Genomic DNA, 18,094 nt, shown 5'->3' with positions numbered 1-18,094 from the left:
TGCGATGACCGGGGCAGCGCCGGGCCATGCCCGGCGAGCGCAGCGGCGTGGATCAGGCCCCGCCCTGGATGTTGGCCTTCACCGCGGGCTGCATCAGCTTGGGTTCTTCCAGCGTCGCATCGCGTGCCTGGCGTACGCTGACGAACTCCGCCTCGGCCACGCCGTCATGCACGTGGATGTTGTGTGCGCGCTGTTCGCCGATGGTGGTTTCGTTGGCGAATGCACGACCACCCGGACCGTAGTCGTGGCAGACGAACACGCGGGTCGCATCGGGCAGGGCCAGCAGGCGCTGGATCGAACGGTACAGCTGCGCGGCATCGCCACCCGGGAAATCGCAGCGGGCGGTACCGCCGTCGGGCATGAACAGCGAGTCACCGGTGAACAGCGCATCGTCGATCAGGTAGGCGATGCTGTCGCTGGTATGGCCGGGCACGGCGATCACCTGACAGCGCAGTTCGCCCAGAGTAAAGGTTTCGCCATCGCTGAACAGGTGATCGAAGATGTCATCGGCCGCAGGAAGCTGCAGGCCGTAGCGCGGTGCGAAGGTGGCCTGCACCGCGCGGATGCCTTCGCCGATGGCCAGCGTGGCCTGCGGGAAGCGCTCCTTCAGGCGGCGCCCAGCTGACACATGGTCGGCGTGGGCATGGGTTTCCAGCAGCCAGCGCAGCTGCAGGCCCTGTTGTTCGATGGCCTGCAACGCGGCGTGCAGCGGCGCTTCACTGCTGGCATCGGTATCCGGGTCGTAGTCCAGGACCGGGTCGATCAGCGCTGCCTCGCCGCTGGCCGGGTCGCTGACCAGATAGCTGAAGGTGTTGCTGTCACGGTGGAAGAACGACTGCACCTGGACCGGCATCGGAACTCTCCTCAGCGCGTGCCGAGCACGCGGTTCAGCAACTGCGCCAGGTTCTCACCGGCCAGTCGCAGCTGCGCTTCGGCCAGCGGCCGGTAGCGCTCGGTGTATTCGTCACCGATTTTACGCGTGGCCGGATAAACGCCAGCTTGCATGGAAATGCGGCAGCTGGCCTCGGCCCACGTCTGCGGGTCGCGCTGCGGGTTGGACTGGCGCGCCAGCTTCGGCGCGCGCTGGCTCTGCAGCAGCGGGAGATAGCCGGCGTCGTCCAGCTTGCGGGTGTTGAGCATGCCGCTGTCCCACAGCGAGTGCAGGTTGGTACCGCGGTTGCCGAACTGCAGCTGGAAGTCGTTGCCGCCCTTGTCGTGGGCGTAACCGGCATGCATCGGCTGGTGGATGTCGCCGACCAGGTGCACGACGAACTTCAGCGCCTGCAGGCGCTCGCCGTCGGTCAGGCTTCGGTCGCCGAGGATGGCGCTCTGTGCCTTCAGGGCCTCGACGATGCAGTTGCCGTTCTTGCAGTGCTTCGGTGCTTCGTAGTGGCAGTTGTCTTCGGCGATGTTGACGTAGTGCCAGCCGGCCGAGCGACGGCCCAGGCCCGGGTCTTTGGCGCGCAGCTGGTCGGCCCACGGTGCGATGCTGGCCAGGGTGGCATCCGGTTCGGTGGCCAGCAGGCGGTCCACTTCGGCGCGGGCGGCGGGGTTGAGGCGGGCGTCGGCGACTTCGGCGACCAGACGGTGGCCTTGCGCGCCCCAGGCATGGGCGGGGGCGGAGACGGACAGCAGGGCCGGCGCCAGGGCGGCGGCGAGGAACAGGGAGTGCAGGGCTTTCATGCGCACATTCTAGCGGGGGCAGGTGGATTGAAGAGCGGCGCGTTCCTGTCTGCTTGGGGCTGGCTGCAGGGGCAGGCGCTGCGGGACACGCTGCAAGTACGTCCCTGTAAGCTCGGCCGCGGCATCCATGCCGCGGACGGTCCCGCAGCGCCTGCCCCTGCAGCCCCCATCCAACATGGCCGCGGAGGCGGATGCAAACGTCAAAGGCAACATCAAAAACAAATGCAGGATCAGAATCGGCCTCCTGCAATTACAGGCAATCATTGCGCCTCGGATGCACGGGTTCTGCTCTTGCCTTTGCTTGAGCTGGCACGCGCGCAGTGATGGGAAGGGACGAGGCGGGGAGCAGAGCCGGGACCGTTGGCGCCATGGATGGCGCCATCGAGCCCCCATGGATGGGTTAACGGCGTGTCCCGCCTCGCCCCAGCTCCGAAACCGCTTCAGTCCCAGGAGCAAAAAAGCCCCGGCAATCACCGGGGCAACATGCTGCGAGGGTTTTGCGTGTAGCGGGGGAGCGGGGGCGAAGCCCCCGCGCTCAACACACCGCTTAGAACTTGAAGACGTACGAAGCGCCGTAGACCAGCGGATCGATGTTGACCGTGCCGATCTTCTCGCCGTTCAACTTCACCTTGCTGTCGATGTCGATCCAGCGCATGTCCACGCGCAGTGCGCCCTTCTCGCCGATCGCGAAGTCCACGCCCGCATGCGCGGCCAGGCCCCACGAATCCTGCAGCTTCAGGCGGCTGTCCTTCAGCGCACCGGTGGTGTCTTCGCTGAAGAAGGTCGTGTAGTTCACGCCCGCACCGATGAACGGCGACACCTTGCCCTTGCTGTTGAAGTGGTACTGCACGGTCACCACCGGCGGCAGCTGCTTGGTGCTGCCCACGCGGCCGAGCCCGTTGATGTTGATGTCGTGCTTGAACGGCAGCGCGGCCAGCACTTCGATGCCCAGATTGTCGGCGATGAAGTATTCACCGGTAATGGTCGGCTTGACGTCGTTGTCGACATCGACCTTCAGGGTGCCGTTGGCCAGCCAGCCGTTGTTCGACTTCGGTGCCACCTGGTGGATACCGGCCGAAACGGTCCAGTCGCCCTTGGACTGGGCCATGGCCGGGGCGGCGGCGAGGGACAGGGCGGCGGCCAGGCTGGCCACGATCAGGGGGGAGGTCTTGCGCATGGGGGTGATCTCGTTGCTGGGTGGATGCAGCCAGTCTCGGCCTCACATCGCGCTAACGCTTTGATCCGGATCAAATCCTGTCCGCCGGCCTGCTGCCTGCCGGGGCTGGCCGGCGGTGGCCAGCCCCGGTTTGCTAGACTTGTGGGCCCTATCCATCCCGCCGCACCCGTCGCGGCCGCAGGAGCTTGAGAACATGGCAATCAAGGTTGGTATCAACGGTTTCGGTCGCATCGGGCGTAACGTCCTGCGCTCGGCGGTGCTGAACTTCGGCGACGACATCGAAATCGTGGCCATCAACGATCTGCTGGAGCCGGACTATCTGGCGTACATGCTCAAGTACGACTCCGTGCACGGCCGTTTCAAGGCTGACGTGGCGGTGCAGGGCAACGACCTGCTGGTCAACGGCAAGAAGATCCGCCTGACCCAGGAACGCGACCCGGCCAACCTGAAGTGGAACGAAGTGGACGTGGACGTGGTGATTGAATCCACCGGCCTGTTCCTGACCAAGGAAACCGCGCAGAAGCACATCGATGCCGGCGCCAAGAAGGTCATCATGTCGGCTCCGTCGAAGGACGACACGCCGATGTTCGTCTACGGCGTGAACGACAAGACCTACGCCGGCCAGGCGATCGTCTCCAACGCGTCGTGCACCACCAACTGCCTGGCCCCGCTGGCCAAGGTCATCAACGACAAGTGGGGCATCAAGCGTGGCCTGATGACCACCGTGCATGCGGCTACCGCTACCCAGAAGACCGTCGATGGCCCGTCCAACAAGGACTGGCGTGGTGGCCGCGGCATCCTGGAAAACATCATTCCGTCGTCCACCGGTGCGGCCAAGGCCGTCGGCGTGGTCATCCCGGAACTGAACAAGAAGCTGACCGGCATGAGCTTCCGTGTCCCGACCTCGGACGTGTCGGTGGTCGACCTGACCGTCGAGCTGGAAAAGGAAGCCACCTACGCCGAGATCTGCGCTGAAGTGAAGGCACAGAGCGAAGGCCCGCTGAAGGGCATCCTGGGTTACACCGAAGACAAGGTCGTGGCCACCGATTTCCGCGGCGAGACCTGCACCTCGGTGTTCGACGCCGAAGCCGGTATCGCCCTGGACGGCACCTTCGTCAAGCTGGTCACCTGGTACGACAACGAGTGGGGTTACTCGAACAAGTGCCTGGAAATGGCCAAGGTCGTCGCCGCCAAGTAAGGCCGGCCAAGATCGCGCACGGACCCCGGCCTGGCCGGGGTTCGTCGTTTATGGGGCCAGCCCTGTCGTAGCATGGGGCGGTCGACCGCTGCCGCTGGGGCGCGGGATTGCAATGGAAGCATGCAATGGAAGCATTGATAGCCCTGGTGGTACTGGTTCTGCTGGCCATCCCGCTGCTGCTGGTGGTGGCGCTGGTGATGATTGCCGGCCTGCGCCGCCGAGTGGCCGCGCTGGAAGGTGCCTTGGCCGCCGCGCCGGCCGCCCGCCCGGCTGCAGCCGAGCCTGCGCCGGAACGGGCTGCGCCCATGCCTGCGGCTGGCGCCGATCCGCCGTTCCTGCGGCCGGTGGCGGCTGCCGCGCCGCCTCCCCCCCAGCCAACGCCGCCGCCGGTGCACGAACCGGTGCCTGCGGCAGCGGAGGCGTCGCGCCCGGTCGCACCACCGCCGGTGCCACCCGTGCCAGTGCAGCCGCCGTTGCCTTCCGAACCGACGCTGCCGAACTTCATCGAGCGCGGCATCGGAGCGGTCAAACGCTGGTTCACCGAGGGCAACGTGCCGGTCAAGATCGGCATGCTGGTGCTGCTGGCCGGTGTTGCCGCGCTGTTGAAGTACGTCAGTGACCAAGGCTGGCTGGTGCTGCCGATCGAGCTGCGCCTGGCCGGTGTCACCGTGGGTGCGCTGGGCCTGCTGGCGTTCGGTTGGCATCAGCGCGAGCGCCGGCGCTTGTTCGCACTGGCGCTGCAGGGCGGTGCCATCGGCGTGCTGCTGCTGACCATCTTCGCCGCGTTCAAGCGGTTCGAGCTGCTCAACCCCGGGTTTGCCTTCGCCAGTTCGATCGCGCTGGTGGCCGGGCTGTGCGTGCTGGCGGTGGTGCAGAACTCGCGCACGCTGGCGGTGCTGGGCATCCTCGCAGGCTTCATGGCACCGCTGTGGCTGTCCACCGGCAGCGGCAACCACGTGGGGTTGTTCAGCTACTACGCGGTGCTCAACGCCGGCATCTTCGCCATTGCCTGGTTCCGGCCGTGGCGCGCGCTGAACCTGCTGGGCTTCGCCTTCACCTTCGGCATCGGTACGTTCTGGGGCGTGCTGCAGTACGCGCCGGACAAGTTCAGCAGCACCGAGCCGTTCCTGCTGCTGTTCTTCGCCTTCTACCTGCTGATCCCGCTGCTGTACGCACGCCGGCAGCCCGCCGGGCGGCGTGACCTGGTCGACGGCAGCCTGGTGTTCGGTACGCCCTTGGTCGCCTTCTCGCTGCAGGCCGGCATGCTGCACGAGCAGCCGATGACGCTGGCGCTGTGCGCACTGGGCCTGGCGGCGATCTACGCCGTACTGGCGCGGGCACTGATTGCGCGCGCGTCGTACACCGTGCTGGCGCAGTCGCATGCGGTGCTGGCGGTGGGCTTCGCCACGCTGGCGGTGCCGCTGGCCTTGTCGGCGCGTGCCACCGGCGCGGTGTTCGCGCTGGAAGGTGCAGGCCTGGCCTGGCTGGGCCTGCGCCAGAAGCGCTGGCTGCCGCAGGTGTCCGGTGCGTTGTTGCAGATGGGCGCGGCGTTCGCTTTCGTGGCCGGTGGCGATCACTGGCATGAGGACCTGCGCTTCCTGCTCAACCCGACCGCGATCGGTGCATTGCTGCTGGCCGTTGCCGGCTTCGCGTCGGCCTGGAGCTACCAGCGCAGGCAGCGCCACGAGATTGCCCTGGTCTACTACCTGTGGGGCCTGCTGTGGTGGCTGGGTGGTCTGGTGCACGAGATCACCCGTTTCTTCCCGTACCGCACCGAAGTGGATGCACTGCTGGTGCTGGCTGCCGTTACCGCATGGCTGGCCGCCGAAGTACAGCGGCGCCAGCCGGCGCGTGCGCTGGGGGTGACCGCACTCGCGATGCTGGCGCTGGGCTTCCCACTGGCGCTGATACAGAGCGACGCGCACCATCAGCCGTTCGCCGGCTACGGCGCGCTGGCCTGGGCGGTGTTCGCGGTGCTGGGCGTGCGCACGCTGCTGTGCCTGCGCCAGGGCGGCAATACCGTGGCACGCATCGCGCAGTTCCTGTGGTGGCTGCTGTGGCCGTCGCTGCTTTCGCTGCTGGCCCTGTGGGGCGGTGGTGAAGCCGGGCTGGCACAGGGCTGGACCACGTTGCTGGTGACGCTGCCGTGGCTGCTGATGGCGGCGCTGTCGCTGTGGCGCTGGAATGCGCTGCGCTGGCCGCTGGGTGCAGCGTTCGACCGCGTGCGCCAGCCGCTGCAGTGCGTGCTGTTCGGCCTGTTGTCGATCGGCTGGCTGTCCGGCCAGCTGCTGCCGGGCGATGCTGCGCCGCTGCTGTGGCTGCCGGTGCTGAATCCGGCGGAGATCGGGCAGTGGCTGAGCCTGCTGCTGCTGGCGCGTTGGCTGTACAGCGATCAGGCGCCGCAGGCGCTGCTGGGTATCCGCATGCCGCTGCTGTCACTGGCAACCTTCGTCGCGTTGACCAGCGTTGTGCTGCATGGCGTGCATCAGTGGGGCGGCCTGTCCTGGAACGCGTCGATGATGCGCTTCAGCCTGGCGCAGACCAGCCTGACCGTGCTGTGGAGCGTGCTCGGCGTGATTGCCTGGGTGTGGGGCTCGCGCCGTGGCCAGCGCGTGTTGTGGATGGTGGGTGCGGTGCTGATGGGCGTGGTGCTGGCCAAGCTGGTCATCGTCGATCGCCAGCACCTGGGCAACCTGCTGGGCATCGCATCGTTCATCGCCTACGGCCTGCTGTGCACGGTCGTGGGTTATCTGGCACCGGCACCGCCGAGCGCGGCGCCGACCGTGGAGGAAAAACAATGAAGACGTGGAGCAGGGCGCTGCTGCCGGCGATGTTCGGCATGCTGGCCGCCGTCACCGCACAGGCCGCCGATTACCGTACCCAGTACGCCGAGCAGTGGCCGCTTACGTTGTCCAGCGCACAATCGGGTGCCTACCGTGTCGTGCTGGAACCGGCGATCTACCGTCGCGCCGGTAGTGCGGACCTGGGCGATGTGCAGGTGTTCAATGCCGCCGGCCAATCGTTGCCGTCGGCATTGCTGGCGCCGGACCAGCCGCTGGCACAGCCGCCGGTGCAGCGTGAGCTGCCGTGGTTCGCGTTGCCGCCGCTGGCCGAAGCGCAGCGCAACGACCTGCAGTTGCTGACCGAGCGCGATACCGATGGTCGCGTACGCCGGGTCGAGGCGCGTGTGGGTGGTGGTGCGGTAGCGAACGGGCAGGGCGGTTGGCTGATCGATGCCAGCGTGCTCGGCCAGCAACCATTGGCGGCACTGGTGCTGGATTGGGCGGATAGTGGCCAGCCGTTGCAGGCACAGGTGCAGCTGGACGTCAGCGACGACCTGCAGCACTGGCGTGCGATTGGCCGCGACATTCCGCTGGTGGATCTGCAGCGCGCCGGCAAGCGCCTGCTGCAGCGCCGTCTGCAGGTGGATGGTGAAGCGCGCTATCTGCGTGTGCTGGCGCAGGGCGATGCCCGTCTGCCAACGCTGCGCAGCGTACTGGCCGAGTTGCCGCCGGCACCGGCCACACTGCCGTGGGAGTGGCTGTCGCTGGAACCGACCTCGAAGCGCAAGGGCGAATACACCTTCGAGATGGATGGCCGCTTCCCGGCGGCGCGTGCCGACGTGGCCAGCACCGACAACAGCCTGGTGCAGTGGACATTGTTCAGCCGCGATGACGAGAGCGCGGAATGGCAGCGCCGTAGTGCACCGTGGATTGCCTATCAGCTGCAGCAGGGCGCGCAGGGCCAGCGTCAGCAATCGGCTGCGCAGCCGCTGGGCGGTGTGCATCGGGATCGTTACTGGAAGCTGGTAGCGAATCCGGCTGAAACGGCGACGGCTCCAACCCTGCGTCTGGGTTATCAGCCGGAAGTGTTGGTGTTCCTGAGCCAGGGCGCGGCGCCGTATGCGCTGGCGGTGGGCAGCTCGACTGCGCGCCGGATGGAGGCGCCGATCGGTGTGCTGATCGAGGAGCTGCGGCAGCGCAATGATCCGTCGTGGCAGCCGACGCTGGCGCGCCTGGAGGGCAGCCCGGAGCCGCTGGCCGGTGAGTCGGCACTGAAGCCGCAGCACGACTGGAAGTCGTGGCTGCTGTGGGCGTTGCTGGGGCTGGGTGTGTTGGTTGTTGGCGGCCTGGCGGTCAGCCTGCTTCGGCAGAAACCTGCGCCTTCGGCGTAGGTTCCGGCGAACGGCGCAGCCCCTCGTGGGTGGGGTTGGTCGTGTAAAGCAACAGCCGTGCTTGGCCGGGCGGGTGGGCTGGGCAGGGGACGCCGTGAATCCGTCCTTGGAGGCTTAGCCGCGCCATCCATGGCGCGGATACCCCTGCCCAGCCCACGCGCCCGGCCTCTGACAATTTCCGGGTGCGTCCACCCACGGAAGAAAAAAATGAAGAGCAAAAGCAAAAGCAGCTTGGCTGCGCGCTTCTTGTAGAGCCGAGCCCACGCTCGGCTGCTCTTCGCGAAACGTCCAGCCGAGCATCGGCTCGGCTCTACATTTTTCTCCGACAGCAGAAGTCGCTCTTGCTTCCGCCTTTGCCATCCGCTCCGCCACATGAACCTGTCGAGGCCGGGGTGGTGTGGGCTGGCAGGGGTGTGAGCGGCATGGATGCCGCGACCAAGCCCCCATGGATGGGTCTACGGCGTCCCCTGCCAGCCCACACCACCCCGGCCCATCCACAGCACCACGAAGCGCCAGCGCTTTGGCTTCGGCCGTTGCTGTTGCTGTTGCCGTTGCTGTCGCTGTCGCCCTGCGCCTCTGCCTGCCGCAGGCATCGGCCCTCCCACCACCCGCACCCGATACAATGGCCGTCTGCCGTAGCCCGGCATCCCGTCCCTGAGCCAAAGAGTTGCCCATGTCCATCGTCCGCATGACCGACCTCGACCTCTCCGGCAAGCGCGTGCTGATCCGCCAGGATCTGAACGTGCCGATCGAGAATGGCCGCATCACCTCCGAACAGCGCATCACCGCTTCGCTGCCGACGCTCAAGCGCGCGCTGGAGCAGGGCGCGGCGGTGATGGTCACCTCACACCTGGGGCGCCCGAAGGAAGGCGTGTGGAGCGAAGCCGATTCGCTGGCGCCGGTGGCCCAGCGCCTGTCCGAGCTGCTCGGTCGCGAGGTTCCGCTGGTGCGCGACTGGGTCGACGGTGTCGACGTGCAGCCGGGCCAGCTGGTGCTGCTGGAAAACTGCCGCATGAACGTCGGCGAGGGCAAGGACGATGAAGCCCTGTCGAAGAAGTACGCCGCCCTGTGCGATGTGTTCGTGATGGATGCCTTCGGCACCGCGCACCGTGCGCAGGCCTCGACCCATGGCGTCATCCGCTTCGCCCCGGTCGCTGCCGGTGGCCCGCTGCTGATGGCCGAACTGGACGCGCTGGCGCAGGCGCTGGATGCACCGGCCAAGCCGCTGCTGGCCATCGTCGCCGGCAGCAAGGTCAGCACCAAGCTGGAACTGCTGGCCAACCTGGTCGGCAAAGTCGATCAGCTGATCGTCGGTGGTGGCATCGCCAACACCTTCATCGCTGCCGCCGGCTACAACGTCGGCAAGTCGCTGTACGAGCCGGACCTGCTGGACACCGCGAAGAAGATCGTGGCCGATGCCAAGGCGCGTGGCGCCGATATCCCGCTGCCGGTGGACGTGGTCACCGCCAAGCAGTTCATGCCGGACGCGGTTGCCGAAGTGAAGGCGGTCGACGCCGTTGCCGAAGACGACCTGATCCTGGACATCGGCCCGCAGACCGCGGCGCAGTACGCGCAGCTGATCGGGAAGGCCGGTACCGTGGTCTGGAACGGTCCGGTCGGTGTGTTCGAATTCGAGGCCTTCAGCAAGGGCACCGAAGCGCTGGCCCGTGCCATCGCCAGTTCGCCGGCATTCTCCATCGCCGGTGGTGGCGACACCCTGGCCGCGGTCGACAAGTTCGATATCGCTCAGCAGGTCAGCTACATCTCCACCGGTGGCGGCGCGTTCCTGGAGTTCCTGGAAGGCAAGACCCTGCCAGCGGTGGCAGCACTCGACGCGCGCGGCGCATGAGTGCCGACCGCAGCAAGGATGTCCTGTTCTTCGACCTCGACGGCACGCTGATCGATTCGCAGGTGGGTATCACCGCCTGCATCGCCTATGCGCTGCAGAAGATGGACCATCCGGTGCCACCGCAGGAGACCCTGCTGGGCTGGATCGGTCCGTCACTGCGCACCACCTTCGCGCCGCTGTTCGGTGAGCCGGCGCGGGTGGAACAGGCGGTGGGCTACTACCGTGAGCGCTTCGACGTCGAGGGCTGGCGCGAGCACACGGTGTACCCGCAGGTGGAAGACACCCTTCGCACGCTGCATGGTCGTGGTCATCGCCTGGCGGTGGTCACTGCCAAGAACGAGCCGCACGCGCGCCGTATCCTTGCCCACCTGCCGTTCGGCGGGCTGTTCGAGGAGATCGTCGGCTCGACCCTGGATGGCTCGCGCAGCCACAAGCCGGAACTGGTCGGCGAAGCGCTGCGCCGGTTGCAGGTGCAGCCGGCGCACTGCTGGATGATCGGCGACCGCCGCATGGACATCGAAGGCGCGCGTCACCACGGCCTGCGCAGCGTCGGTGTGTTGTGGGGCTTTGGCGGTGAGGCCGAACTCACCGAAGCCGGTGCCGGGCAGCTGGCCCGTGAACCGGCGCAGCTGGAAGCGCTGCTGGCGTGATGCGCCGTTGATCGGTAAAGCCGGGCCACGCCCGGCGGCTTAACCCCAGCACCCGCCGGGCATGCCCTGGCGCTACCACGACCCTGCGCCAGCGTATGTCCGGCCGATGTCCGTTCGATGACCCGCGAAGTCAGGCAGCACAAGGCTGTAACCGTATACATGCGGCGTGAAGGATGTGCTAATTTCCGTTCTTTATCGGGAGAGGCCCATTCACCATGTTCGAGCGTCAGCGTCGCACCAAGATCCTTGCCACCCTCGGTCCGGCCACTGATCCGCCGGGCGTGCTGGAGGATCTGTTCCGCGCCGGCGTCAACGTGGTGCGCCTGAACTTCAGCCATGGCGATCCCTCCGGCCAGGCCAAGCGTGCTGCCGAAGTGCGCGCTGCCGCGGCCCGCGTGGGCGTGGAAGTCGGCATCCTGGCCGACCTGCCGGGCCCGAAGATCCGCATCGAGCGCTTCGCTGAAGGCAAGGTGCAGCTGAAGGCGGGCAACCGCTTCGACCTGATCGCCAGCACCAGCGCCGGCCCGGGTGACGCCACCCAGGTGGGCGTGAGCTACCTCGGCCTGCCGCAGGACGTGGGTCCGGGCGATGTGCTGCTGCTCGACGACGGCCTGATGCAGCTGCAGGTGGTGGAAGTGCAGGGCGAACGCATCATCAACACCGTACTGAACGACGGTGTGCTGTCCGACCGCAAGGGCCTGAACAAGCAGGGCGGCGGCCTGTCGCTGGGCGCGCTGACCGAGCGCGACAAGGAACTGATCGGCATCGTGGCCAAGATCGGTGTCGACTTCATCGCCGTGTCGTTCTGCCGCAATGCGCAGGACATGAACGACGCGCGTGAGATCGCCCGCTCGCACGGCTGCGATGCCGCGCTGGTGTCGAAGATCGAGCGCACCGAGGCGATCGAGAACCTGGAAGAGATCGTCGAGGCCAGCGACGTGGTGATGGTGGCCCGTGGCGACCTCGGCGTGGAAATCGGCGATGCCGAACTGCCGGGGCTGCAGAAGAAGATCATCAAGGCCTCGCTGGCGCAGAACAAGGTGGTCATCACCGCCACGCAGATGCTGCAGTCGATGGTCGAAAGCCCGATCCCGACCCGTGCCGAAGTGCTGGACGTGGCCAACTCGGTCATCGACGGTACCGACGCGGTGATGCTGTCGGCCGAGACCGCTGCCGGTGCCTGGCCGGTCAAGGCCGTGGAAGCGATGGCGCGCATCTGCCTGGGGGCCGAGCGCCAGTTCCAGACCGAGACCGACTTCAACGCTTCGCCGCGCAACCTGGAACGTGCCGACCAGGCCATTGCCATGGCCACCATGTTCCTGTCGCAGCACGTGGGCGTGCGCGCGATCGTGGCGATGACCGAATCCGGTGGCACTGCTCGCTACCTGTCGCGTTTCCGCGCCAAGGCGCCGGTGTTCGCGGTCACCCGCCACGACGGTGCACGCCGCCAGATGGCGCTGATGCGCGATGTCTACCCGATCAACTTCGACAGCCGTGGCCTGACCCCGCGTGAAGCCGCACGCGGCAGCATCCGTCTGCTGGTGGAAGCCGAACTGCTGCAGGCCGGTGACCGCGTCGTGTTCACCAGCGGTGAGCACATGGAAACCCTGGGTGCGACCAACACCCTGCGTCTGCTGGAAGTGGGCGAAGACGGCCGCGCCAGCGGCCTGGGCGATCTGTAAACCCAGGCGGCCCTGGGTCGGAGCCGCTGCGCGGGTCCGACCCGGGGTCAGATCCCCGAAGGGGTCGTGACCCGGCGCAACAGGACATCGCCTGTCCGGTGCGGACATTGGAATCGTTTCCAGACTGCCCTGCACGTCGGTGCAACGGGCGGCGGGGCTATACTTACGTTTTTCCCGCACCCGCCACAGGAAGTACATGAGCATCGAACAGCTGGCTGAAACCGCCCAGGCCATGGTTGCCCCGGGCAAGGGCATCATCGCGATCGACGAATCCACCGCTACCATCGCCAAGCGTTTCGCAGGCGTCGGTATCGAGAACACCGAGGAGAACCGTCGTGCCTACCGCGAACTGCTGCTGACCACGCCGAAGCTCAACGAGCACATTTCCGGCGCCATCCTGTTTGACGAAACCATCCGTCAGTCGACCAAGGACGGCGTGCCGTTCGCCAAGTACATGGCCGACCACGGCATGATTCCGGGCATCAAGGTGGACAAGGGTGCGCACCCGCTGGCCGGCTGCCCGGGCGAGCTGGTGACCGAAGGCCTGGACGGCCTGCGCGAGCGCCTGCAGGAGTACTACAAGCTGGGTGCGCGCTTCGCCAAGTGGCGTGCGGTCATCAACATCGGCGAGAGCATCCCGTCGGGTACCTGCATCGAGTCCAACGCCCATGCGCTGGCCCGCTATGCCGCCCTGTGCCAGGAATGCGGCCTGGTGCCGATGGTCGAGCCGGAAGTGATCATGGACGGCGACCACGACATCGAGACCTGCTATGAAGTCACCGAAGCCACCCTGCGTTCGCTGTTCGATGCCCTGTACCAGCAGAACGTGCTGCTGGAAGGCACCATCCTGAAGGCCTCGATGGTCATCTCCGGCAAGGGCTGCGATGAGCAGGCCGACGTCGAGGAAGTGGCCGAGTCGACCGTGATGTGCCTGAAGAGCACCGTGCCGGCCATCCTGCCGGGCGTGGTGTTCCTGTCCGGTGGCCAGAGCGACGAGCAGTCCACCGAGCATCTGAACGCGATGAACCAGCTGGGCAACCTGCCGTGGCCGCTGAGCTTCTCCTACGGCCGCGCCATGCAGCAGGCCGCGCTGAAGCTGTGGGCCAAGGACATGAAGGGCAACTACGCTGCCGCCCAGAAGACCGTGTACGAGCGCGCCAAGGACAACGGCCTGGCCGCGCTGGGCAAGTGGAACGGTTGATCCGTCCCATCGCAGGATGAACAGGGCAACGCCGGCATCACGCCGGCGTTTGCTTTTGCGGGTATCTTTTCCGCCCCCACGCACCGGGCCGGTGTGCGGGACATACATGGAAGGCCAAGGAGAAAAAACATGCGTTTGGCAGCAATCACACTGGCCGTCGCCACGGTCCTGATCGCCGGCGGTTGCAACCGCATCGGTGGCGGTGGTGACGCAGGCAAGGCCGCGTCACTCGATTTCGACAAGCCGGTGTCCGGCGAGATCACCTCGCGCAGCGGCATCAACTTCAACGACGGCAGCCATCACCAGCTGTACCAGATCAAGCTGGAAGACAGGGAACTGGTCGGCCTGAAGCTCACCGGCGCACTGACCGGTTCGATTGCCGTGTTCAACAACGGCAGCCTGGTGTCCACCAGCAATACCGGTTACGAACGCGAAGGCGATGTCTCGCTGGCCTTCCGTGCCAACGGTGGCGGCACCTACCAGGTGGCGGTCAACGCCAACGGTCCCAGCGCCTTTGGTCCGTACCGCCTGCGCGCCGAGAAGCTGAAGCCGTACGACGGCAAGCCGCTGGTGGGCAGTGGTGAGATCGTCGACATGCTGGCCAGCAACTCGCAGGACTACACCCTGCAGGTGGAGAAGGCGGGCCTGTACGAGATCCGCCTGGTCTCGGATGTCTTCGATCCGGTGCTGAAGCTGTCCGGCCAGGGCGTGGATGCCGAGAACGATGATGGCGGCGACAGCACCAACTCGCGCCTGAACCTCTCGCTGAAGCCGGGCAAGTACACCCTGACTGCACGCGGCCTCGGCGACGGCGTCAATGGCATGTTCACCCTGTCGGCCACCCGCATTGAACTGCCAGGCAACCTGGTGGATCGCGATGGCACGGCACTGCCGAAGTCGGGCAGCGCGTACACCATGCTCGATAACGAAGGCCGCCGCCGCTTCCTGCTGACCCTGGATCGTCCGGCCGACGTGCGCCTGGATGCGATTTCCAGCCAGGTCGATACCGTGCTGCGCGTGGTCGGCGGCGACGTCGAGCTGACCGACGACGACGGTGGCAATGGCACCAATGCACGCCTGGAAGAGACGCTGCCGGCCGGTCACTACACCGTCGACGTGTCCAGCCTGAACAACGGTGCGGGCCTGGTGGAAGTGCGCGTGCAGGTCGAAGGTGCCAGCGCCGACGGTGCTGCCGCCTCGGCCGCACGCGCCGCTGCGGATGCCGCTGCTGCCGTGGCCGATGACGCCGCTGCTGCGGTGGAAGCAGCCAGCCGTTGAGGTGATCCACACGTAGCGTGGATGACCTCAAGGCCGCAACGGGAAAGGCCGGGCAATGCCCGGCCTTTCCTTTTACCGGAAGCGCTGCGGTTCAGTGCGCAGCGGCGAAGCCCGCATCGCCCAGAGGCGGCAGCATCGACCCGCGCGGTTCGTTGTCCGTGCTTTGTCCCGCGGCGCTCAATGCCTGCTGGTAGGCCTTCGCCGTAGCAGTGTTGAACGCCACCAGCACGATGCGCATCGGCTGTGCATGGCTGCGCTGCCACGCCAGTGTTTCCGTCACTGCGATCTGCGCGGCCTGGTACAGCGGATAGCCATACACACCGCAGCTGATCGCCGGGAACGCGATCGACTTCACGCCCAGCGACTCGGCCAACTGCAGCGATTTCCAGTAGCAGTTGGCCAGCAATGCCGGTTCGTCGCGCTGGCCGTCGTGCCAGACCGGGCCCACCGTGTGCAGTACATGCCGCGCAGGCAATGCGTAAGCGTCGGTGGCGCGCACTTCACCGGTCGGGCAACGCACGCCCGGACGCAGTTCCGGCAACTGCTCGCACTCGGCCAGCAATGCCGGCCCGGCCGCGCGATGGATCGCGCCGTCGACGCCGCCGCCGCCGAGCAGTGTTTCATTGGCCGCGTTGACGATCGCATCCACCGCCAGGGTCGTGATATCGCCCTGCCAAACTTCGATCTTCATGCGTCCGTCTCCTGCCTGTGAGGTGTTCCGCGCAGCATCTGCGCCGGCTGTTCCCACGGTAGGGGACAGGGCATCGATACTGCGTCATGACCGTCTCACGCGCTGCGATCCGACGGCCTTCACGCACGATGGCGGGCGACGCCTTCACGCAGGCTGAAGCAGAAAGGGCTCAGAGCTTTTTCCCGCACGGAAAAGGCTCTGACCCCTGCGATCCATGGTTCTGGCAAACCGGGTCAGAGCCCTTTCCCTGCAGGAAAGGGATCCGACCCAATGCATCACGGCAGGCCGGCCAGCCAGTCGTCGTCGGAACCCTCATTCACATCGGCGAACAGCGGTGTGGAGAAATAGCGCTCGCCGGTATCGGGCAGCATTGCCAGGATCACCGAGCCCGGTTCAGCGCGGGCGGCCACGTCCAGCGCGCTGGCCACGGTGGCGCCGGCGGAGATGCCGACGAAGATGCCTTCCTCCGCAGCCAGGCGACGCGCGGTGGCGATCGCGCGGTCATCTTCGACCGAGACCAGTTCGTCCACCACATCGCGGTTGAGCACGTCCGGCACGAAGTCCGGGGTCCAGCCCTGGATCTTGTGCGGCTTCCAGTCATCGCCCTTCAGCAGCGCGGCACCGGCCGGTTCGGTGGCGATGATACGGGTCTGCGGGCGCGCGACCTTCAGCACTTCGCCCACGCCGGTAAGCGTGCCGCCCGTGCCCCAGCCGCTGACGAAGTAGTCCAGCCGCTTGCCGGCGAAGTCGCGCAGGATCTCGGCGGCGGTGGTGTTGCGGTGGTAGGCCGGGTTGGCCGGGTTGGCGAACTGGCTGGCCAGGAACCAGCCGTGCTGCTCGGCCAGTTCGGCCGCCTTGCGCACCATGCCGCTGCCGCGCTCGGCGGCCGGGGTCAGGATCACCTTGGCACCGTAAGCGCGCATCAGCTTGCGGCGCTCCACCGAGAAGGTCTCGACCATGGTGGCCACGAACTTGTAGCCGCGCGCGGCGGCGACCATCGCCAGTGCCACGCCAGTGTTGCCTGAAGTGGCTTCGACAATGGTGTCGCCCGGCTTGAGCAGGCCGCGTGCCTCGGCGTCGAGGATGATCGCCAGCGCCAGACGGTCCTTCACCGAACCGCCCGGGTTGAACGACTCGACCTTGGCGTAGACGCTGACCTGCGGGGGCGCCAGGCGCTGCAGCCTGACGATGGGGGTGTTGCCGACGGTATCGAGGATGGAGTCGTACAGGGCCATGGAAGCGCTCCGGAAACGGGGCCGCGCCGGGCTTCGGCGGGCGAAGGGGGAGGGCTGGCTGTTCAGGCCAGCGGCTGCCGGCTGACCGTAGCGCCGGCATATGACGCCCGGAAATGACCAGATACCTTTCTTAAACAACCTTTGGTTATAAGCTGGTGACGGCAATTGACCCTAGAGTGGACCTCCGCCCCACGCCGCCTGCCTCCCATGACGCTGACCCAGCTGCGCTACCTGGTTGCCATCGCCGACGCCGAGCTGAACATCACGCTGGCCGCCTCGCGCGTGCACGCCACCCAGCCCGGCCTGTCCAAGCAGCTCAAGCAGCTGGAGGACGAGCTGGGTTTCCTGTTGTTCGTGCGCAAGGGCCGCAGCCTGGAGTCGGTCACCCCGGCCGGCACCGAGGTCATCGCCCGCGCTCGTGCGGTGCTGGCCGAGGCCAACAACATCCGCACCTACGCGGCCAACCAGCGCCGCGAGAGCCAGGGCCAGCTGATCCTGACCACCACCCACACCCAGGCGCGCTTCGTGCTGCCGCCGGCGGTGGCAGCGATCAAGCAGGCCTATCCCCAGGTGAGCGTGCACCTGCAGCAGGCCGGTGAAGCCGACGCGCTGGACCGCTTGAACCAGGGTGATGCCGATATTGCGATCATCAGCACCGCTGGCGGTGAGCCCACCGACGGCATCGCGGTGCCGCTGTTCCGCTGGCGACGTCTGGTGGTGGTACCGAAGGGCCACCCGCTGGACCGCGCCGGCCGCGCCCCAGACCTGGCCGCGCTTGCCCGCCAGCCATTGATCAGCTACGAATCCTCGACCCGGCCGAATTCCTCGTTGCAGCGCGCCTTCGCTGCGAACGGCCTGGTGCCGGATCTGGCGCTGACCGCGCTCGATGCCGACCTGATCAAAACCTACGTGCGTACCGGTCTGGGCGTGGGCCTGCTGGCGGAGATGGCGGTCAGTTCCAACGACGAAGACCTGAGGTCGTGGCCGGCCCCGGAGCCGATCACTGAGTGCATTGCCTGGGCGGTGCTGCCTCGCGATCGCGTGCTGCGCGATTACGCGCTGGAGCTGGTGCACGTGCTGGCACCGCAGATCGATCCGCGTGATCTGCGCAGGGTGCTGGATGGCAACCAGGCGGCGGCGTGGCCGGTGCCACCGACGTGGGAGTCACTGACCCAGACCATCACGGTGTGAGGTGGGTCGAGCAGGGCGTGCCGCCCTGCACCCGCGGTAGTGCCGGCCGCTGGCCGGCAACCTCAGAAGCAACAGCAACAGCAAC

Annotated in this window: 14 protein-coding genes; 9 read left to right on the top strand and 5 right to left on the bottom strand. The window is 66.9% G+C overall.

The window, feature by feature from the left end:
* Window positions 1-52 precede the first annotated feature (52 nt).
* The 3 genes from AC5O77_RS04845 to AC5O77_RS04835 form a co-directional block, all read right to left on the bottom strand.
* A complete protein-coding gene (locus AC5O77_RS04845) occupies window positions 53-853 on the bottom strand; it encodes an MBL fold metallo-hydrolase (RefSeq protein WP_478057691.1) in 801 nt (266 codons plus the stop codon).
* Between the two features lie 11 nt (window positions 854-864).
* Window positions 865-1,683, bottom strand: a complete 819-nt coding sequence (locus AC5O77_RS04840) for a S1/P1 nuclease (RefSeq protein ID WP_049437097.1) — start codon at window positions 1,681-1,683, stop codon at window positions 865-867.
* Between the two features lie 547 nt (window positions 1,684-2,230).
* Window positions 2,231-2,860, bottom strand: coding sequence for an OmpW/AlkL family protein (locus AC5O77_RS04835; protein ID WP_478057692.1), 630 nt, complete (start codon window positions 2,858-2,860; stop codon window positions 2,231-2,233).
* Between the two features lie 193 nt (window positions 2,861-3,053).
* On the opposite strand from AC5O77_RS04835, the gene gap reads away from it, so the two are divergent.
* From gap to AC5O77_RS04795, 8 genes are all read left to right on the top strand, one after another.
* On the top strand, window positions 3,054-4,058 hold the full coding sequence (gene gap, locus AC5O77_RS04830) for a type I glyceraldehyde-3-phosphate dehydrogenase (RefSeq protein ID WP_032127866.1): 1,005 nt from the start codon (window positions 3,054-3,056) through the stop codon (window positions 4,056-4,058).
* A gap of 125 nt (window positions 4,059-4,183) precedes the next feature.
* A complete protein-coding gene (locus AC5O77_RS04825; protein WP_494506546.1) occupies window positions 4,184-6,859 on the top strand; it encodes a DUF2339 domain-containing protein in 2,676 nt (891 codons plus the stop codon).
* Window positions 6,856-8,232, top strand: a complete 1,377-nt coding sequence (locus AC5O77_RS04820; protein WP_049422663.1) for a DUF3999 domain-containing protein — start codon at window positions 6,856-6,858, stop codon at window positions 8,230-8,232. The genes AC5O77_RS04825 and AC5O77_RS04820 overlap by 4 nt, the downstream gene beginning before the upstream one ends.
* 673 nt (window positions 8,233-8,905) lie before the next feature.
* Window positions 8,906-10,081 (top strand): phosphoglycerate kinase, encoded by a 1,176-nt coding sequence (locus tag AC5O77_RS04815; RefSeq protein WP_032127869.1) that lies wholly within the window; start codon window positions 8,906-8,908, stop codon window positions 10,079-10,081.
* Entirely contained in the window at window positions 10,078-10,731 is a 654-nt protein-coding gene (locus AC5O77_RS04810) for an HAD-IA family hydrolase (protein ID WP_478057694.1), read from the top strand. The genes AC5O77_RS04815 and AC5O77_RS04810 overlap by 4 nt, the downstream gene beginning before the upstream one ends.
* A 215-nt stretch (window positions 10,732-10,946) precedes the next feature.
* On the top strand, window positions 10,947-12,413 hold the full coding sequence (pyk, locus tag AC5O77_RS04805) for a pyruvate kinase (RefSeq protein WP_032127871.1): 1,467 nt from the start codon (window positions 10,947-10,949) through the stop codon (window positions 12,411-12,413).
* 196 nt (window positions 12,414-12,609) lie between these two features.
* The gene (locus tag AC5O77_RS04800; protein ID WP_010481439.1) at window positions 12,610-13,614 is read left to right on the top strand and encodes a class I fructose-bisphosphate aldolase; all 1,005 of its coding nucleotides are present in this window, start codon (window positions 12,610-12,612) and stop codon (window positions 13,612-13,614) included.
* A gap of 129 nt (window positions 13,615-13,743) precedes the next feature.
* Window positions 13,744-14,892, top strand: coding sequence for a hypothetical protein (locus AC5O77_RS04795; protein ID WP_049400593.1), 1,149 nt, complete (start codon window positions 13,744-13,746; stop codon window positions 14,890-14,892).
* Window positions 14,893-14,983: 91 nt separating this feature from the next.
* Here AC5O77_RS04795 and AC5O77_RS04790 read toward each other — a convergent pair whose 3' ends face one another.
* Both AC5O77_RS04790 and cysK read right to left on the bottom strand, forming a co-directional pair.
* On the bottom strand, window positions 14,984-15,583 hold the full coding sequence (locus AC5O77_RS04790) for an O-acetyl-ADP-ribose deacetylase (RefSeq protein WP_032127873.1): 600 nt from the start codon (window positions 15,581-15,583) through the stop codon (window positions 14,984-14,986).
* Between the two features lie 275 nt (window positions 15,584-15,858).
* Complete coding sequence (gene cysK, locus AC5O77_RS04785) at window positions 15,859-16,818, bottom strand: cysteine synthase A (RefSeq protein ID WP_014038293.1); 960 nt, start codon at window positions 16,816-16,818, stop codon at window positions 15,859-15,861.
* 207 nt (window positions 16,819-17,025) lie between these two features.
* Here cysK and AC5O77_RS04780 point away from each other — a divergent pair, with 207 nt between their 5' ends.
* Complete coding sequence (locus AC5O77_RS04780; RefSeq protein WP_043403003.1) at window positions 17,026-18,009, top strand: LysR family transcriptional regulator; 984 nt, start codon at window positions 17,026-17,028, stop codon at window positions 18,007-18,009.
* Window positions 18,010-18,094 lie beyond the last annotated feature (85 nt).

Source organism: Stenotrophomonas sp. INTA L402-1, assembly GCF_059295135.1.
Note: the sequence above shows the minus strand (reverse complement) of the source record. Positions and strands in the feature narration are given on the sequence as shown.